This window comes from Streptococcus gwangjuense (assembly GCF_003627155.1).
GTDB lineage: Bacteria > Bacillota > Bacilli > Lactobacillales > Streptococcaceae > Streptococcus > Streptococcus gwangjuensis.
This window is the reverse complement of the sequence record NZ_CP032621.1, coordinates 1,215,930-1,230,102: the sequence shown is the minus strand read 5'-3', so window position 1 is coordinate 1,230,102 and position 14,173 is coordinate 1,215,930. Positions and strand designations below refer to the sequence as shown.

General features: G+C 42.8%; 14 protein-coding genes. 12 read left to right on the top strand and 2 right to left on the bottom strand.

Annotation, left to right across the window (positions count from 1 at the left end; genetic code table 11):
* Nucleotides 1–7: 7 nt before the first annotated feature.
* Genes D7D53_RS05955 through whiA form a run of 4 tightly spaced genes read left to right on the top strand, consistent with a single transcriptional unit; the run spans nucleotide 8 to nucleotide 3,212 of the window.
* Nucleotides 8–388: a RidA family protein gene (locus D7D53_RS05955; RefSeq protein WP_001140420.1), complete on the top strand. Its 381-nt coding sequence runs from the start codon at nucleotides 8–10 to the stop codon at nucleotides 386–388.
* A gap of 51 nt (nucleotides 389–439) precedes the next feature.
* Nucleotides 440–1,330, top strand: a complete 891-nt coding sequence (rapZ, locus tag D7D53_RS05950; protein WP_120770433.1) for an RNase adapter RapZ — start codon at nucleotides 440–442, stop codon at nucleotides 1,328–1,330.
* The gene (locus D7D53_RS05945) at nucleotides 1,327–2,304 is read left to right on the top strand and encodes a YvcK family protein (RefSeq protein WP_120770432.1); all 978 of its coding nucleotides are present in this window, start codon (nucleotides 1,327–1,329) and stop codon (nucleotides 2,302–2,304) included. Before rapZ ends, D7D53_RS05945 begins: the two co-directional genes overlap by 4 nt.
* Complete coding sequence (gene whiA, locus D7D53_RS05940) at nucleotides 2,301–3,212, top strand: DNA-binding protein WhiA (RefSeq protein ID WP_120770431.1); 912 nt, start codon at nucleotides 2,301–2,303, stop codon at nucleotides 3,210–3,212. Before D7D53_RS05945 ends, whiA begins: the two co-directional genes overlap by 4 nt.
* 33 nt (nucleotides 3,213–3,245) lie before the next feature.
* Here the strand turns inward: whiA and D7D53_RS05935 are convergent, their stop codons facing one another.
* Entirely contained in the window at nucleotides 3,246–4,214 is a 969-nt protein-coding gene (locus D7D53_RS05935; protein WP_120770430.1) for an NAD(P)/FAD-dependent oxidoreductase, read from the bottom strand.
* A gap of 137 nt (nucleotides 4,215–4,351) precedes the next feature.
* Here D7D53_RS05935 and cdaA point away from each other — a divergent pair, with 137 nt between their 5' ends.
* The 8 genes from cdaA (at nucleotide 4,352) to D7D53_RS05895 (ending at nucleotide 12,747) form a co-directional block, all read left to right on the top strand.
* Complete coding sequence (cdaA, locus tag D7D53_RS05930) at nucleotides 4,352–5,209, top strand: diadenylate cyclase CdaA (RefSeq protein ID WP_120770429.1); 858 nt, start codon at nucleotides 4,352–4,354, stop codon at nucleotides 5,207–5,209.
* Nucleotides 5,196–5,975 (top strand): CdaR family protein, encoded by a 780-nt coding sequence (locus D7D53_RS05925; RefSeq protein ID WP_120770428.1) that lies wholly within the window; start codon nucleotides 5,196–5,198, stop codon nucleotides 5,973–5,975. Before cdaA ends, D7D53_RS05925 begins: the two co-directional genes overlap by 14 nt.
* Nucleotides 5,976–5,999: 24 nt before the next feature.
* Nucleotides 6,000–7,352 (top strand): phosphoglucosamine mutase, encoded by a 1,353-nt coding sequence (gene glmM / locus D7D53_RS05920; protein WP_120770427.1) that lies wholly within the window; start codon nucleotides 6,000–6,002, stop codon nucleotides 7,350–7,352.
* Between the two features lie 73 nt (nucleotides 7,353–7,425).
* Nucleotides 7,426–7,800, top strand: coding sequence for a DUF1149 family protein (locus D7D53_RS05915; protein ID WP_049487011.1), 375 nt, complete (start codon nucleotides 7,426–7,428; stop codon nucleotides 7,798–7,800).
* Nucleotide 7,801: 1 nt separating this feature from the next.
* Nucleotides 7,802–8,650, top strand: coding sequence for a DegV family protein (locus tag D7D53_RS05910; RefSeq protein WP_120770426.1), 849 nt, complete (start codon nucleotides 7,802–7,804; stop codon nucleotides 8,648–8,650).
* Nucleotides 8,651–8,915: 265 nt separating this feature from the next.
* On the top strand, nucleotides 8,916–9,683 hold the full coding sequence (gene dapB / locus D7D53_RS05905) for a 4-hydroxy-tetrahydrodipicolinate reductase (RefSeq protein ID WP_120770425.1): 768 nt from the start codon (nucleotides 8,916–8,918) through the stop codon (nucleotides 9,681–9,683).
* Nucleotides 9,680–10,879 (top strand): CCA tRNA nucleotidyltransferase, encoded by a 1,200-nt coding sequence (locus tag D7D53_RS05900; protein WP_120770424.1) that lies wholly within the window; start codon nucleotides 9,680–9,682, stop codon nucleotides 10,877–10,879. Before dapB ends, D7D53_RS05900 begins: the two co-directional genes overlap by 4 nt.
* The gene (locus D7D53_RS05895; RefSeq protein WP_120770423.1) at nucleotides 10,876–12,747 is read left to right on the top strand and encodes an ABC-F family ATP-binding cassette domain-containing protein; all 1,872 of its coding nucleotides are present in this window, start codon (nucleotides 10,876–10,878) and stop codon (nucleotides 12,745–12,747) included. The genes D7D53_RS05900 and D7D53_RS05895 overlap by 4 nt, the downstream gene beginning before the upstream one ends.
* A 36-nt stretch (nucleotides 12,748–12,783) precedes the next feature.
* On the opposite strand, the gene mntE is transcribed toward D7D53_RS05895, so the two are convergent.
* A complete protein-coding gene (gene mntE, locus D7D53_RS05890) occupies nucleotides 12,784–13,968 on the bottom strand; it encodes a CDF family manganese efflux transporter MntE (RefSeq protein ID WP_120770422.1) in 1,185 nt (394 codons plus the stop codon).
* Nucleotides 13,969–14,173 lie beyond the last annotated feature (205 nt).

The following is a 14,173-nucleotide window of genomic DNA, read 5'->3' as shown; positions in this document are numbered from 1 at the left end:
AAAGAAAATGGCAAAAACAATTCATACAGATAAAGCTCCAAAGGCTATCGGACCATATGTTCAAGGAAAAATCGTTGGCAACCTTTTGTTTGCTAGCGGTCAAGTTCCCCTATCTCCTGAAACTGGGGAAATCGTTGGAGAAACGATTCAAGAACAGACAGAACAAGTCTTAAAAAACATCGGTGCTATTTTGGCAGAAGCTGGAACAGACTTTGACCATGTTGTCAAAACAACTTGCTTCTTGAGTGATATGAACGACTTTGTTCCTTTTAACGAGGTTTACCAAACAGCCTTTAAAGAGGAATTCCCAGCTCGTTCAGCTGTGGAGGTAGCTCGTCTTCCTCGTGATGTAAAAGTCGAAATCGAAGTCATCGCAGAGATTGGATAAGCTAGTTGAAGTTTGGTTCTGCCAAACTTCTTTTGATATAAGGAGAAAAAGATGACAAAGAAACAACTTCACTTGGTGATTGTGACAGGGATGAGTGGGGCAGGAAAAACTGTGGCCATTCAGTCCTTCGAGGATCTAGGTTATTTTACCATTGATAATATGCCGCCGGCCCTCTTGCCTAAATTTTTACAGTTGGTTGAAACCAAGGAAGACGACCATAAGTTAGCTTTGGTAGTGGATATGCGTAGCCGTTCTTTCTTCTCAGAGATTTCAGCTGTTTTGGATGAGTTGGAAAATAAGGAAGAACTGGACTTTAAAATTCTATTTTTGGATGCGGCTGATAAGGAATTGGTGGCACGCTACAAGGAAACCAGACGAAGTCACCCACTAGCAGCAGACGGTCGGATTTTGGATGGAATCAAGCTGGAGCGTGAACTCTTGGCACCACTGAAAAACATGAGCCAAAATGTGGTGGATACAACTGAACTCACTCCACGTGAACTGCGTAAAACCATTGCAGAGCAGTTTTCAGATCAGGAACAAGTCCAGTCTTTCCGTATAGAAGTAATGTCTTTCGGCTTTAAATATGGAATCCCAATTGATGCAGATTTAGTCTTTGATGTGCGCTTTTTGCCAAATCCATATTACCTTCCAGAACTGAGAAACCAAACGGGTGTAGATGAACCAGTTTATGACTATGTCATGAATCACCCTGAGTCAGAAGACTTCTATCAACATTTGTTGGCCTTGATTGAGCCGATTTTGCCAAGTTACCAAAAGGAAGGTAAGTCCGTTTTGACCATTGCCATGGGGTGTACGGGTGGTCAACACCGTAGTGTGGCCTTTGCCAAACGCTTGGCGCAAGACTTATCTAAGAATTGGCCTGTTAATGAAGGGCATCGCGACAAAGACCGAAGAAAGGAAACGGTAAACCGTTCATGAGAAAACCAAAGATAACGGTGATTGGTGGAGGGACTGGGATCCCTGTCATTCTTAAAAGTCTGCGTGAAAAAGATGTGGAAATTGCTGCTATCGTAACGGTAGCAGATGACGGTGGTTCATCAGGTGAACTTCGAAAAAATATGCAACAATTGACACCGCCAGGTGATCTTCGCAATGTCCTGGTGGCCATGTCGGATATGCCTAAGTTTTATGAGAAAGTCTTTCAGTATCGCTTTTCTGAAGATGCAGGAGCCTTTGCTGGTCATCCATTGGGTAATCTCATCATTGCTGGCTTGTCAGAAATGCAGGGTTCGACCTATAATGCCATGCAGTTACTGAGCAAATTTTTCCATACAACAGGGAAGATTTATCCTTCCAGTGATCATCCTTTGACCCTGCACGCAGTTTTCCGGGATGGGACAGAAGTAGCTGGAGAGAGCCATATTGCAGACCATCCAGGCATGATTGACCATGTCTATGTGACCAATACCCTCAACGATGACACACCTCTGGCCAGTCGTCGAGTGGTGCAGACCATTCTTGAAAGTGACATGATTGTCCTCGGACCTGGTTCCCTCTTTACCTCGATTTTACCTAATATCGTGATTAAGGAAATTGGGCAGGCACTTTTGGAAACCAAGGCAGAAATAGCTTATGTCTGCAATATCATGACCCAACGTGGGGAGACAGAACACTTTACAGATAGTGACCACGTGGAAGTCTTGCATGGTCACCTTGGCCGACCTTTTATCGACACTGTCTTGGTGAATATTGAAAAAGTGCCTCAGGAATACATGAATTCCAACCGTTTTGATGAATACTTAGTGCAGGTGGAACATGATTTTGCTGGTCTTTGTAAGCAAGTTCCGCGCGTGATTTCCTCTAACTTCCTTCGTCTGGAAAATGGGGGTGCCTTCCACGATGGAGATTTGATCGTGGATGAGTTGATGCGGATTATACAGGTGAGAAAATGAGTTTCACAGTAGCAGTAAAAGAAGAAATTTTAGGTCAACACCATCTGAGCCGGCATGAATTATCTGCCATTATCAAAATGTCTGGCAGTATCGGTCTCTCGACTTCGGGTTTGACCTTGTCTGTCGTGACAGAAAATGCCAAACTGGCTCGTCACCTCTACGAGTCCTTTCTCCATTTCTACGAAATCAAATCGGAAATTCGCCACCACCAACGGAGCAATCTTCGCAAGAATCGAGTCTATACCGTTTTTACAGATGAAAAGGTGCAGGACTTGTTGAGTGATTTGCACTTGGCCGACTCTTTCTTTGGCCTAGAAACAGGTATTGATGAGGCGATTTTATCGGATGAGGAAGCAGGTCGTGCCTATCTTTGTGGTGCCTTCTTGGCAAATGGGAGCATTCGTGATCCTGAGTCAGGTAAGTACCAGTTGGAAATCAGTTCTGTTTATCTGGACCATGCGCAAGGGATTGCCTCCCTTCTCCAGCAATTTTTACTGGATGCCAAGGTGCTTGAGCGCAAGAAGGGAGCTGTGACCTATCTCCAGCGTGCCGAAGACATTATGGACTTCTTGATAGTAATCGGGGCTATGCAGGCGCGTGATGATTTTGAACGAGTTAAGATTTTGCGCGAAACCCGTAACGACCTTAATCGGGCTAATAATGCTGAAACGGCGAATATTGCTCGAACAGTTTCTGCTAGCATGAAGACCATCAACAATATCAGTAAAATCAAAGATATCATGGGCTTAGAAAATCTGCCAGTGGATTTGCAGGAGGTAGCGCAGTTGCGGATTCAGCACCCAGACTACTCTATCCAGCAGTTGGCAGATAGTCTTAGCGCCCCTCTGACCAAAAGTGGTGTCAATCACAGACTCAGAAAAATAAACAAGATAGCCGATGAACTATAAAACCACGAATCCTATGTGAATCGTGGTTCTTTTTTATAAACTAGTAGAGTGTTTTGGTTGCACTTTTTGCTCAGGGTCGATGTAGTTAATGGCATTGTTAACAGCGGTTGGAGCTTCTCCGAGGCCTGTCGCAATCAGGTCAATTTTTCCGTCATAGTAGCAACAGTCACCGATAGCATAGATACCTGCTTGGCTAGATTCCTGTTTGCTGTTGACTATAATCTTGTGGCGGTTGAGGTCCAGACCCCAGTTTTTGAGGTTCCCGACAGAAGATTTGAAACCATAGTTGACAAAGAGGTGGTCTAGGTCAATAGTGTCTGTTTCATCAGATTTTACTTTTGTGATTTCCAACTTGTCAAGCGTTTTTCCATCTCCAAGTAGTTGGCTAGGGACGAATGGTGTCTTGATCGTTACAGATGATTCTTGCAAGGCTTGGACACTATGCTCTAAGGCACGGAAATTATCTCTGCGATGAACAAGGGTAGTTGGTGCAATTTTTTCAAAAGCCAATGCCCAATCCACAGCCGAGTCTCCTCCACCAAGAATCGTCACTTTCTTACCAGCATATTGCTGGATGTTGGAAACGTGGTAGTGGATATTTTCATAGCCTTCAACGCCTTCCAGTTCCAGAGGACGTGGTTTGAAGGCACCGCCACCCATAGCAATGATAACTGTTTTAGTCAGGTGACTTCCTTTAGAAGTTGTGATGACAAATCCATCTTCTTGTTTTTCAATCTCAAGAACTGTTTCATTGAGATGGATAGGGGTATCAAAGCCGTTTAGCTGTTCAATCAAGCGGTTGGTCAACTCTTCTCCAGTCAAGTTTGGGAAACCTGGTACGTCGAGGATTTCCTTTTCAGGATAGAGAATAGCAGGTTGTCCACCTAGTTGAGGAAGAGAGTCGATGATTTGGACCTTGGCTTGGCGTAGGTGGGCATAGAAAGCTGCAAAAAGACCGACAGGACCACCACCTACAATGGTAATATCATAGAGTTGAGACATGGTTTCTCCTTTGTTTTTTCTAGTCAGTTTATTTTATCATATTTTTCCTTAATTTAAAATGAAGTAGGATAGGGAAAAAAATGCCAGAAAAATGGTATAATAGAAAGGAACGTGTTTGGACAGAGAGGAGACAGCAGATGAACTTTCAACAATTATCCAACCTGCAATATTGGACTAGCTTGTTTTCTAGTCCTTGGAGTATTGCCATCAATGTGTTTGATATTTTGATTGTGGCCTATATTTTATATCGTTTTACAAAAGCGATAGCTGGTACCAAGATTATGATTTTGGTGCGGGGGGTTGTGATCTTTGTATTAGCCCAGGTTGTGGCCAATATCCTTGGTTTAACAACGATTTCTTGGTTGATTAATCAGATTATCACCTATGGAGTTATTGCTGCAGTTGTGATCTTTTCTCCAGAGATTCGGACTGGTTTGGAACGTTTAGGAAGGGCGACAGATTTCTTTTCTACTACTCAAATTAGTGCAGAGGAGCAAATGATTCGTGCCTTTGTCAAATCAGTTGAATATATGAGTCCTCGTAAGATTGGTGCTCTAGTTGCCATCCAACGAGTTCGGACCTTGCAAGAATACATTGCGACAGGGATTCCTTTGGATGCCAATATTTCAGCTGAACTCCTTATTAATATCTTTATCCCCAACACTCCCCTACACGATGGTGCTGTGATTATCAGAGAAAATCGGATTGCAGTCACCTCTGCCTATCTGCCCTTGACAGAAAGCACAGGGATTTCAAAGGAATTTGGGACCAGACACCGGGCGGCTATCGGTTTGTCAGAAGTATCCGATGCCTTGACCTTCATCGTCTCAGAGGAAACAGGTGGCATTTCTATTACCTATAACGGTGTTTTCAAGCACGATTTGACGATTGAAGAATTTGAAGCAGAGCTACGAGCAATTCTTTTGCCAGCCGTTGAGGAAAAAGTCAGTTTCAAGGACCGTTTGTTAGGAGGTTGGAAATATGAGAAAAAATAGTCTATACATCATTTCATCTCTCTTTTTTGCTTGTATCTTATTCATCTATGCAACGTCAACCAACTTTCAAAATAGTAATACCGCAAGGCAGGTTAAATCAGAAACTTACACCAATACGATAACGAACGTTCCTATTGTTATTCACTATGATGATGACCAGTATTTCATTAGCGGATTTGCATCAGAAGTTTCAGTGGTATTAACCGGAGCCAATCGTGTGACCTTGGCCAGCGAAATGCAGGAGAGCACTCGTAAGTTTAAGGTAACTGCTGATTTGACGGATGCCAGTGTTGGAACGATTGAAGTTCCCTTGAATATTGAAAATCTTCCAAGTGGATTGACCGCTGTGGCAACGCCTCAAAAGATTACAGTGAAAGTTGGGAAGAAGGTTAAGCGAGATGGGATGATTGTTGTGCCACAAGTTGACCAAAGCCAGATTGATCCCAAGTTACAAATTGATAGTGTAACTGTGTCAAATGAACGGGTTTCTGTCACAACTGACCAAGAAACATTAGCAAAAATCGATCGCATTATTGCGCTTTTACCAACTAGCGAACGCATAACAGGTAATTATAGTGGTTCAGTACCTTTGCAGGCAATCGACCGCAATGGTGTTGTCTTACCAGCAGTTATCACTCCGTTTGATACAACAATGAAGGTGACTACAAAACCTGTGACACCAAGTTCAAGCACATCAAATTCAACTACAAGCAGTTCGTCGGAGACATCCTCGTCAACGAAAGCAACTAGTTCAAAAACAAATTAAAAATAGGAAAAGGATTTTATAAAAATGGGTAAATATTTTGGGACTGATGGAGTCCGTGGAGAAGCTAACGTAGAACTAACACCAGAATTGGCCTTTAAGTTGGGACGTTTTGGAGGCTATGTTCTTAGTCAACATGAAACGGAAGCACCGAAAGTCTTTGTAGGGCGTGACACACGTATTTCAGGAGAAATGCTAGAATCGGCCTTGGTGGCAGGTCTACTGTCTGTGGGGATTCACGTATATAAACTAGGCGTTTTGGCAACACCAGCAGTAGCTTACTTGGTTAAAACTGAAGGGGCAAGTGCCGGTGTCATGATTTCTGCTAGCCACAACCCAGCTCTTGATAACGGAATTAAGTTCTTTGGCGGTGATGGCTTCAAACTAGACGATGAAAAAGAAGCAGAAATTGAAGCCTTGCTAGACGCTACGGAAGATACTCTTCCTCGTCCAAGTGCAGAAGGCTTGGGAACCTTGGTAGATTATCCAGAAGGCTTGCGTAAGTATGAAGGCTACCTTGTTTCAACTGGAACTCCTCTTGAAGGAATGAAGGTTGCCTTGGACACAGCAAACGGTGCAGCTTCTACAAGTGCCCGTCAAATCTTTGCAGACCTTGGCGCTCAATTGACTGTTATTGGGGAAACACCAGATGGTCTTAATATTAACCTTAATGTTGGTTCAACTCACCCAGAGTCCCTTCAAGAAGTGGTCAAAGAAAGTGGTTCAGCTATCGGTTTGGCCTTTGATGGGGATAGCGACCGCTTGATTGCTGTTGATGAAAATGGTGATATCGTTGATGGTGACAAGATCATGTACATCATCGGGAAATACCTTTCTGAAAAAGGACAATTAGCCCAAAATACAATCGTGACAACTGTTATGTCTAACCTTGGTTTCCACAAGGCCTTGGATCGCGAAGGTATTAACAAGGCAGTTACTGCAGTTGGCGACCGCTATGTTGTGGAAGAAATGCGAAAATCAGGCTACAACCTTGGTGGTGAACAGTCTGGTCACGTTATCTTGATGGATTACAATACTACAGGTGATGGTCAATTATCTGCTGTTCAATTGACTAAAATCATGAAGGAAACAGGTAAGAGCTTGTCAGAGTTGGCAGCAGAAGTAACCATCTATCCACAAAAATTAGTCAATATCCGAGTGGAAAATGCCATGAAGGAAAAAGCCATGGAAGTTCCAGCTATCAAGGCTATCATCGAGAAGATGGAAGCTGAAATGGCCGGGAATGGCCGTATCCTTGTTCGCCCAAGTGGAACAGAGCCCCTCTTGCGTGTTATGGCAGAAGCTCCTACAACAGAAGAAGTGGACTACTATGTTGATACCATCGCAGATGTAGTTCGAGCTGAAATCGGGATTGACTAAATCCTAGAAAACTAGATGAAAATAAAAAATTATGGTACAATAGCTTATAATATTGTAGCCGAGGGAGAAAGACATGAATCTTAAACGTGAACAAGAATTTGTTAGTCAGTATCATTTTGATGCGCGTAATTTTGAATGGGAAAATGAAAATGGAGCTCCTGAAACTAAGGTGGATGTGAACTTCCAATTACTCCAACATGACCAAGAAAATCAAGTGACATCTTTAGTGGTTGTCTTAAGTTTTATGATTGTCTTTGACAAATTTGTTATCAGTGGAACGATTTCCCAAGTTAACCATGTGGAAGGTCGTATTGTAAATGAACCAAGTGAGTTTAATCAAGAGGAAGTTGAAACTTTGGCCCGTCCATGTTTGAACATGCTTAACCGTTTGACTTACGAAGTAACTGAAATTGCATTAGACTTACCAGGAATCAATTTGGAGTTCTAATATGAAATTAGCTGTTATCACAGATTCCTCTGCCTATCTCAGTGCAGATACCTTGCAAAGAGAAGATTTGTATGTCTTGGATATTCCTGTCAATATTGATGGTGAGGAGTATGTTGAAGGCATCAATCTGACTGCTGAGGAATTTTACCAAAAAATGGCTCAGGCTTCTGAATTGCCTAAGACCAGTCAACCAAGTATTGCCAAGTTAGATGAGATTCTAACTTCGCTCAAAGAACAAGGCTATACCCATGCTTTGGGGCTTTTCCTATCTTCTGGAATTTCAGGTTTTTACCAAAATATCCAGTATATGGTCGATGATTATGAGGGCTTAACTATTGCCTTCCCAGACACTTTGATTACAAGTGCTCCTCTGGGTATCATGGTTGAAAGTGTCTTTAACTGGAGAGATCAAGGGGATGACTTTGTTATTATTCAAGATAAGTTAGCTATTCAGATTAGTCACACATCTGCTTTCATCATGGTGGATGACTTAGACCACTTGGTTAAAGGTGGACGCCTTTCAAATGGAGCTGCTATTTTGGGTAATCTGCTAAGCATTAAGCCAATCCTCTATTTCAATGACCAAGGTGTGATTGAAGTGTACGAAAAAGTTCGTACTGAAAAGAAAGCAACCAAACGCTTAATTGAAATTATCAAGGAAGCCACAGCTTCAGGCCAATACCGTATCATTGTCATTCACGGAAATGCACCTGAAAAGGCTGAGGAATTACGTCAGCACTTACTTGAATCTGGAGTAGGTATGGATGTTTCACTTGCTACATTTGGCAGTGTCATTGGGACACACCTAGGAGCAGGAAGCATTGCTCTGGGTTATATTCCAGTGATTTAGTTGGCGTTTCTAGGCTAGTTAAGAAATAGCAATTGAACCGGACTACCTGCCTCTTGAAAAAAGATGCTTGTCTTGGCTTTCATGGAAAGTCAGCGCCATCCCATATTTTTCATGGGCAACTAAGGTCCTTTGTATCTTAGCAATTGAACACGCCTTGAGCACTGTGTGAAAAATATAGTTCTTCCAAGGAGGAGGCACTCCTTGATCAGAACTCCTATTTTCACTTTGTGTTCTTGCAGGCTTTGTATCTTAGACAGGAGTAGAGATGAGTATTCGAGTAATTATTGCTGGTTTTAAGGGAAAGATGGGCCAAGCTGCTTGTCAGATGGTCTTGGCTGATCCAGACTTGGACTTGGTAGCAGTTTTGGATCCTTTTGAGTCTGATTCAGAATGGCAGGGAATTCCTGTTTTCAAGGATAAGGCTGATTTGGTCGATTTTGAAGCGGATGTCTGGGTAGACTTTACTACACCAGCTGTTGCCTATGAAAATACACGCTTTGCTCTTGAAAATGGCTTTGCTCCAGTAGTTGGAACGACTGGTTTCACAAGTGAAGAAATTGCAGAGCTAAAAGCATTTTCTCGTAAACAAAATTTGGGTGGTTTGATCGCTCCAAATTTTGCCTTGGGTGCTGTTTTACTCATGCAATTTGCAAGGCAGGCTGCTAAATATTTCCCAAATGTGGAGATTATCGAGCTCCATCATGATAAGAAAAAGGATGCCCCGAGTGGAACAGCTATTAAAACAGCTGAGTTAATGGCAGAAGTTCGAGAGTCTACCCAGCAAGGTGCGCCTGATGAGGAAGAATTGATTACAGGTGCCCGTGGTGCTGATTTTGATGGCATGCGTATTCACTCAGTTCGTTTGCCAGGTTTGGTAGCCCATCAGGAAGTAATCTTTGGAAATCAAGGAGAAGGATTGACCCTCCGTCATGACTCCTATGATCGTAGCTCCTTCATGACAGGGGTGAATTTGGGAATTAAAGAAGTTGTCAAGCGTCATGAGCTTGTCTATGGATTAGAACACTTATTATGAGATTAACGCAAATGCCTTCTGAATTTCAGAAGGCTTTACCAGTATTAGAAAAAATTAAAGAAGCAGGCTTTGAAGCCTATTTTGTTGGAGGCTCTGTTCGAGATGCCCTTCTCAATCGTCCCATCCACGATGTAGATATTGCGACATCTTCCTATCCAGAAGAGACCAAGCAGATTTTTCCTCGAACAGCCGATATCGGAATCGAGCATGGAACTGTCTTGGTCTTAGATGGGGATGAGGAGTATGAGGTAACCACCTTTCGGACAGAAGATGTTTATGTGGACTATCGCAGACCCAGCGCGGTTTCCTTTGTGCGTTCGCTAGAGGAAGACCTCAAGCGCCGTGATTTTACAGTCAACGCCTTTGCTTTGGACGAGACAGGGGAAATCATTGACTTGTTTCATGGTTTAGAGGATTTGGAAAACCAAGTCTTGCGAGCAGTTGGAGTGGCCAGTGAGCGTTTCAACGAAGATGCTTTGCGGATTATGCGCGGTTTCCGTTTTCAGGCCAGTCTTGGCTTTGAGCTTGAGTCAGAAACATTTAAAGCTATGAAGACTTTGACGCCACTTTTGGAGAAAATTTCTGTAGAGCGTACTTTTGTTGAGTTTGATAAACTCTTGCTGGCTCCATTCTGGAGAAGGGGCTTGGTTTCCATGATTGAGAGTCAAGCTTATGACTATCTCCCTGATATGGTAGCTAGTCAGGACAAGCTCAACAGACTGTTTGAGTTAGAGACCGATTTTACCTTTGAATCTTCTGAACAAGCCTGGGCAGCTCTTTTGTGGGCTTTGGAGATTGAAAATGCGCAGCCATTTTTGAAAGCTTGGAAGACCTCACGCCAGTTTGTTAAGCAAGTTCAGGATTTGCTGACTATTTTGGCTCTGCGTGAAAAGGGAGAATTGAGCAAACGCGATTGTTACCGCTTTGAATTGGATTTGCTTTTACAAGCTGAAAATCTTCGTCAGGCTCAAGGAAAAGAAGTTAATCCACAAGCCGTCACAGAAACCTACCAGAGTTTGACCATTCATGATAAGAAAGAAATTCAGATCAATGGCGGTATTTTAATCAAGGAATATGGCTATCAACCAGGGCCAGACTTGGGAGAGATTTTAACAGAGATTGAATATGCCATTGTCGATGGAGAATTGGAAAATGACCGTCAAGCCATCCATGCTTATCTAAGGGAGAAAAAATGAGTGATTTTATCGTTGAAAAACTAAGTAAATCCGTCGGTGACAAGACCGTTTTTAAGGATATTTCCTTTATCATCCATGACCTAGATAGAATTGGTCTGATTGGTGTCAATGGAACAGGGAAGACCACCCTTTTAGATGTTCTTTCTGGTGTTTCTGGCTTTGATGGGGATGTCAGTCCTTTTTCAGCTAAAAATGATTACCAGATTGGTTACTTGACCCAGGATCCTGATTTTGATGATAGCAAGACGGTCCTGGATACGGTTCTTTCCAGCGACCTTAAGGAAATCCAGTTGATTCGTGAGTATGAACTCCTCATGCTCAACTACAGTGAGGACAAGCAGGCGCGTTTGGAACGGGTCATGGCTGAGATGGACTCTCTCCAAGCTTGGGAAATTGAGAGTCAGGTCAAGACGGTTCTCAGCAAGTTGGGTATTCAGGACTTATCTACTCCTGTTGGGGAATTGTCAGGTGGTCTGAGAAGAAGGGTACAGTTAGCGCAAGTTCTTCTTGGCAACCACGACCTCTTGCTGCTGGATGAGCCGACCAACCATTTAGATATTGCGACTATTGAGTGGCTGACCCTCTTTTTAAAAAATTCCAAGAAGACAGTCCTTTTTATTACCCACGACCGTTATTTCCTAGACGCTTTGTCAACTCGGATTTTCGAATTGGATCGCGCAGGCTTGACCGAATATCAGGGCAATTATCAGGACTATGTTCGCCTAAAGGCAGAACAGGATGAGCGCGACGCGGCTCTTCTTCACAAAAAAGAACAACTCTACAAACAAGAATTGGCCTGGATGCGCAGACAACCGCAGGCGCGTGCGACCAAGCAGCAGGCTCGTATCAATCGTTTTCATGACCTGAAGAAAGAAGTTTCAGGCAGCGTTGCTGAGACAGATTTGACCATGAACTTTGAAACCAGTCGGATTGGGAAAAAAGTTATCGAGTTTCAGAATGTTTCCTTTGCCTATGAAAACAAGCCTATTTTGCAAGATTTTAATCTCTTGGTGCAGGCCAAAGACCGTATCGGAATTGTTGGAGACAACGGTGTTGGAAAATCAACCCTACTCAACCTGATTGCAGGAAGTCTTGAGCCGACAGCAGGGAAAGTTATGATTGGAGAAACCGTTCGCATTGCCTACTTCTCTCAACAAATTGAGGGCTTGGATGAAAGCAAGCGAGTGATCAATTATTTGCAGGAATTGGCAGAAGAGGTCAAGACCAGCGGTGGTTCTACGACTTCGATTGCAGAGTTGCTGGAGCAGTTTCTTTTCCCACGTTCGACGCATGGAACCTTAATTGAGAAATTGTCAGGTGGAGAGAAAAAGCGTCTTTATCTCCTCAAATTGCTTTTGGAAAAACCAAATGTTCTTCTCTTGGACGAACCGACAAATGACCTAGATATTGCAACTTTGACAGTTTTGGAGAATTTTTTGCAAGGCTTTGCAGGTCCTGTCTTGACTGTTAGTCACGACCGCTATTTCTTGGATAAGGTAGCGACCAAGATTCTCGCATTTGAGGATGGTAAAATTCGTCCTTTCTTTGGTCATTATACTGACTACCTTGATGAAAAAGCCTTTGAAACAGATATAGTCAATCAAGTGCAAAAGGCCGAAAAGGAAAAAGTGGTCAAGGTCCGTGAAGACAAGAAACGCATGACCTACCAAGAAAAGCAGGAGTGGGCGAGCATTGAAGGTGATATTGAAGCTTTGGAAAATCGTATCGCTGCTATTGAAGAGGAAATGCAGGCTAACGGCTCTGACTTTGGCAAGCTAGCGACTCTCCAAAAAGAACTGGATGAGAAAAACGAAGCACTCCTTGAAAAATACGAACGTTATGAGTATCTAAGTGAATTTGATAGCTAGAAGAATAGAAAAATCCCGTCTCATGACAGGATTTCTCTATTCTTTTTTGGTTTCTTGATGAAAGATATTTTGCCAAGTTTCGTGACGGCGCCAGATACTGGTATGGACGATACCATCTAACTCATAGCAGATGAGTTTGGTCTTTTGACTGATGGAAGTAATCTGAATATCCTTGATAGCAGAGTTCAATTCTTTTTCAGCCTTATAGGCCTCCTTATTCATCTGCTCTCCATCTTGCCGAATATAGACAAAATCGTCAGCCAAGAGTTCTTCCAGTTGATTTCCTTGGTCAATCAATTGTTCGCGCATCAGCAATTTTTTATAGACATTGTCTAAAATCTCATCCTCAGGTATAGGTGCTGGCTCGATATGGACATCGGTATCAAAGACTCCAAAACGTTCTTCCAGCATAGACTCGACTTGATCCGCAATCTCGTGGCTTTCAAAAACAGACAGGTCAGGGTTCATCTCCAGCGTGATATCCAGGTAAATATTGCTACCGTAGGTGCGACCTCTTTGGGACTTAACCTTGCTAATCTTGGGAATTTCCATGATAGCCTTTTGATAATCCTCAAGCAGACGGTCGTCGAAACCATCTGAAAGGCTAAAGGAAGATTCGATAAAGATATCATAGGCAGTTTTCAAGATAAAGAAAGTGATGATAATGGCAACCAGTTTGTCCACAATCGGATAATTGAAACTGCTAGCTAGGATGGCAATGGTCGTACCAAGTGATGTAACAGCATCAGAAAGATTGTCCTTAGCAGCTGCCTTCAGTGCCTTGGAGTTGGATTTCTTACTGAGGCGAGTATTGTAGAGATAGACCACAAACATAATCGCTGCAGAAATGATTCCCAGAGTTGCGCCCAGAGGATCAATGACCGTTTCTTCCCGGCTGAGAATCTTTTGAATGGTATCCCTCAGCACATCAAAGCCAACATAAAACATAATGATGGAAGTGATTAAGCTTGCCAAATCCTCAATCTTCCAGTGACCAAAACGGTGGTCACGGTCTGCAGGCTGGCGTGCCATCCGAATCCCAATCAATAGAGCCACATTTCCAATGATATCCGAGACGTTGTTAAAACCATCGGCCACCAAACTGGATGAATGAAGAAGATGGCCAGTAGCCAATTTGGCTGCAGACAAGAGCAGGTAGGTCGAAATGCTGATAATGGCACCACGTTCCGCCAACTTGAGATTTGAAATAGATTGCTTCATTCAACTTCCTTTCTAGTCACATAGCATTCTACCATTATACTGGTTTTCAAGGGAAAATTCAAATAAGGCATTTTTTACTCTTTGAAAATTTTTCAAAATTTGGTATAATAGTACTACTCAAGGGAGTAGCTGGCAGAAACCTGTGATAGTGTCGTCATTCCGAATTTTATACTGAAAAGTATGTTTTCCGGCACTATCTTAAATA

Excerpts from the sequence above, each read along its gene's own strand:
- cdaA (WP_120770429.1), top strand. The coding sequence starts at position 4,352 with ATGAACTTTCAACAATTATCCAACCTGCAATATTGGACTAGCTTGTTT.
- D7D53_RS05910 (WP_120770426.1), top strand. The coding sequence starts at position 7,802 with ATGAAATTAGCTGTTATCACAGATTCCTCTGCCTATCTCAGTGCAGAT.
- D7D53_RS05900 (WP_120770424.1), top strand. The coding sequence starts at position 9,680 with ATGAGATTAACGCAAATGCCTTCTGAATTTCAGAAGGCTTTACCAGTA.
- D7D53_RS05915 (WP_049487011.1), top strand. The coding sequence starts at position 7,426 with ATGAATCTTAAACGTGAACAAGAATTTGTTAGTCAGTATCATTTTGAT.
- rapZ (WP_120770433.1), top strand. The coding sequence starts at position 440 with ATGACAAAGAAACAACTTCACTTGGTGATTGTGACAGGGATGAGTGGG.
- glmM (WP_120770427.1), top strand. The coding sequence starts at position 6,000 with ATGGGTAAATATTTTGGGACTGATGGAGTCCGTGGAGAAGCTAACGTA.
- D7D53_RS05935 (WP_120770430.1), bottom strand. The coding sequence starts at position 4,214 with ATGTCTCAACTCTATGATATTACCATTGTAGGTGGTGGTCCTGTCGGT.
- D7D53_RS05925 (WP_120770428.1), top strand. The coding sequence starts at position 5,196 with ATGAGAAAAAATAGTCTATACATCATTTCATCTCTCTTTTTTGCTTGT.
- mntE (WP_120770422.1), bottom strand. The coding sequence starts at position 13,968 with ATGAAGCAATCTATTTCAAATCTCAAGTTGGCGGAACGTGGTGCCATT.
- D7D53_RS05955 (WP_001140420.1), top strand. The coding sequence starts at position 8 with ATGGCAAAAACAATTCATACAGATAAAGCTCCAAAGGCTATCGGACCA.
- D7D53_RS05895 (WP_120770423.1), top strand. The coding sequence starts at position 10,876 with ATGAGTGATTTTATCGTTGAAAAACTAAGTAAATCCGTCGGTGACAAG.
- D7D53_RS05945 (WP_120770432.1), top strand. The coding sequence starts at position 1,327 with ATGAGAAAACCAAAGATAACGGTGATTGGTGGAGGGACTGGGATCCCT.
- whiA (WP_120770431.1), top strand. The coding sequence starts at position 2,301 with ATGAGTTTCACAGTAGCAGTAAAAGAAGAAATTTTAGGTCAACACCAT.
- dapB (WP_120770425.1), top strand. The coding sequence starts at position 8,916 with ATGAGTATTCGAGTAATTATTGCTGGTTTTAAGGGAAAGATGGGCCAA.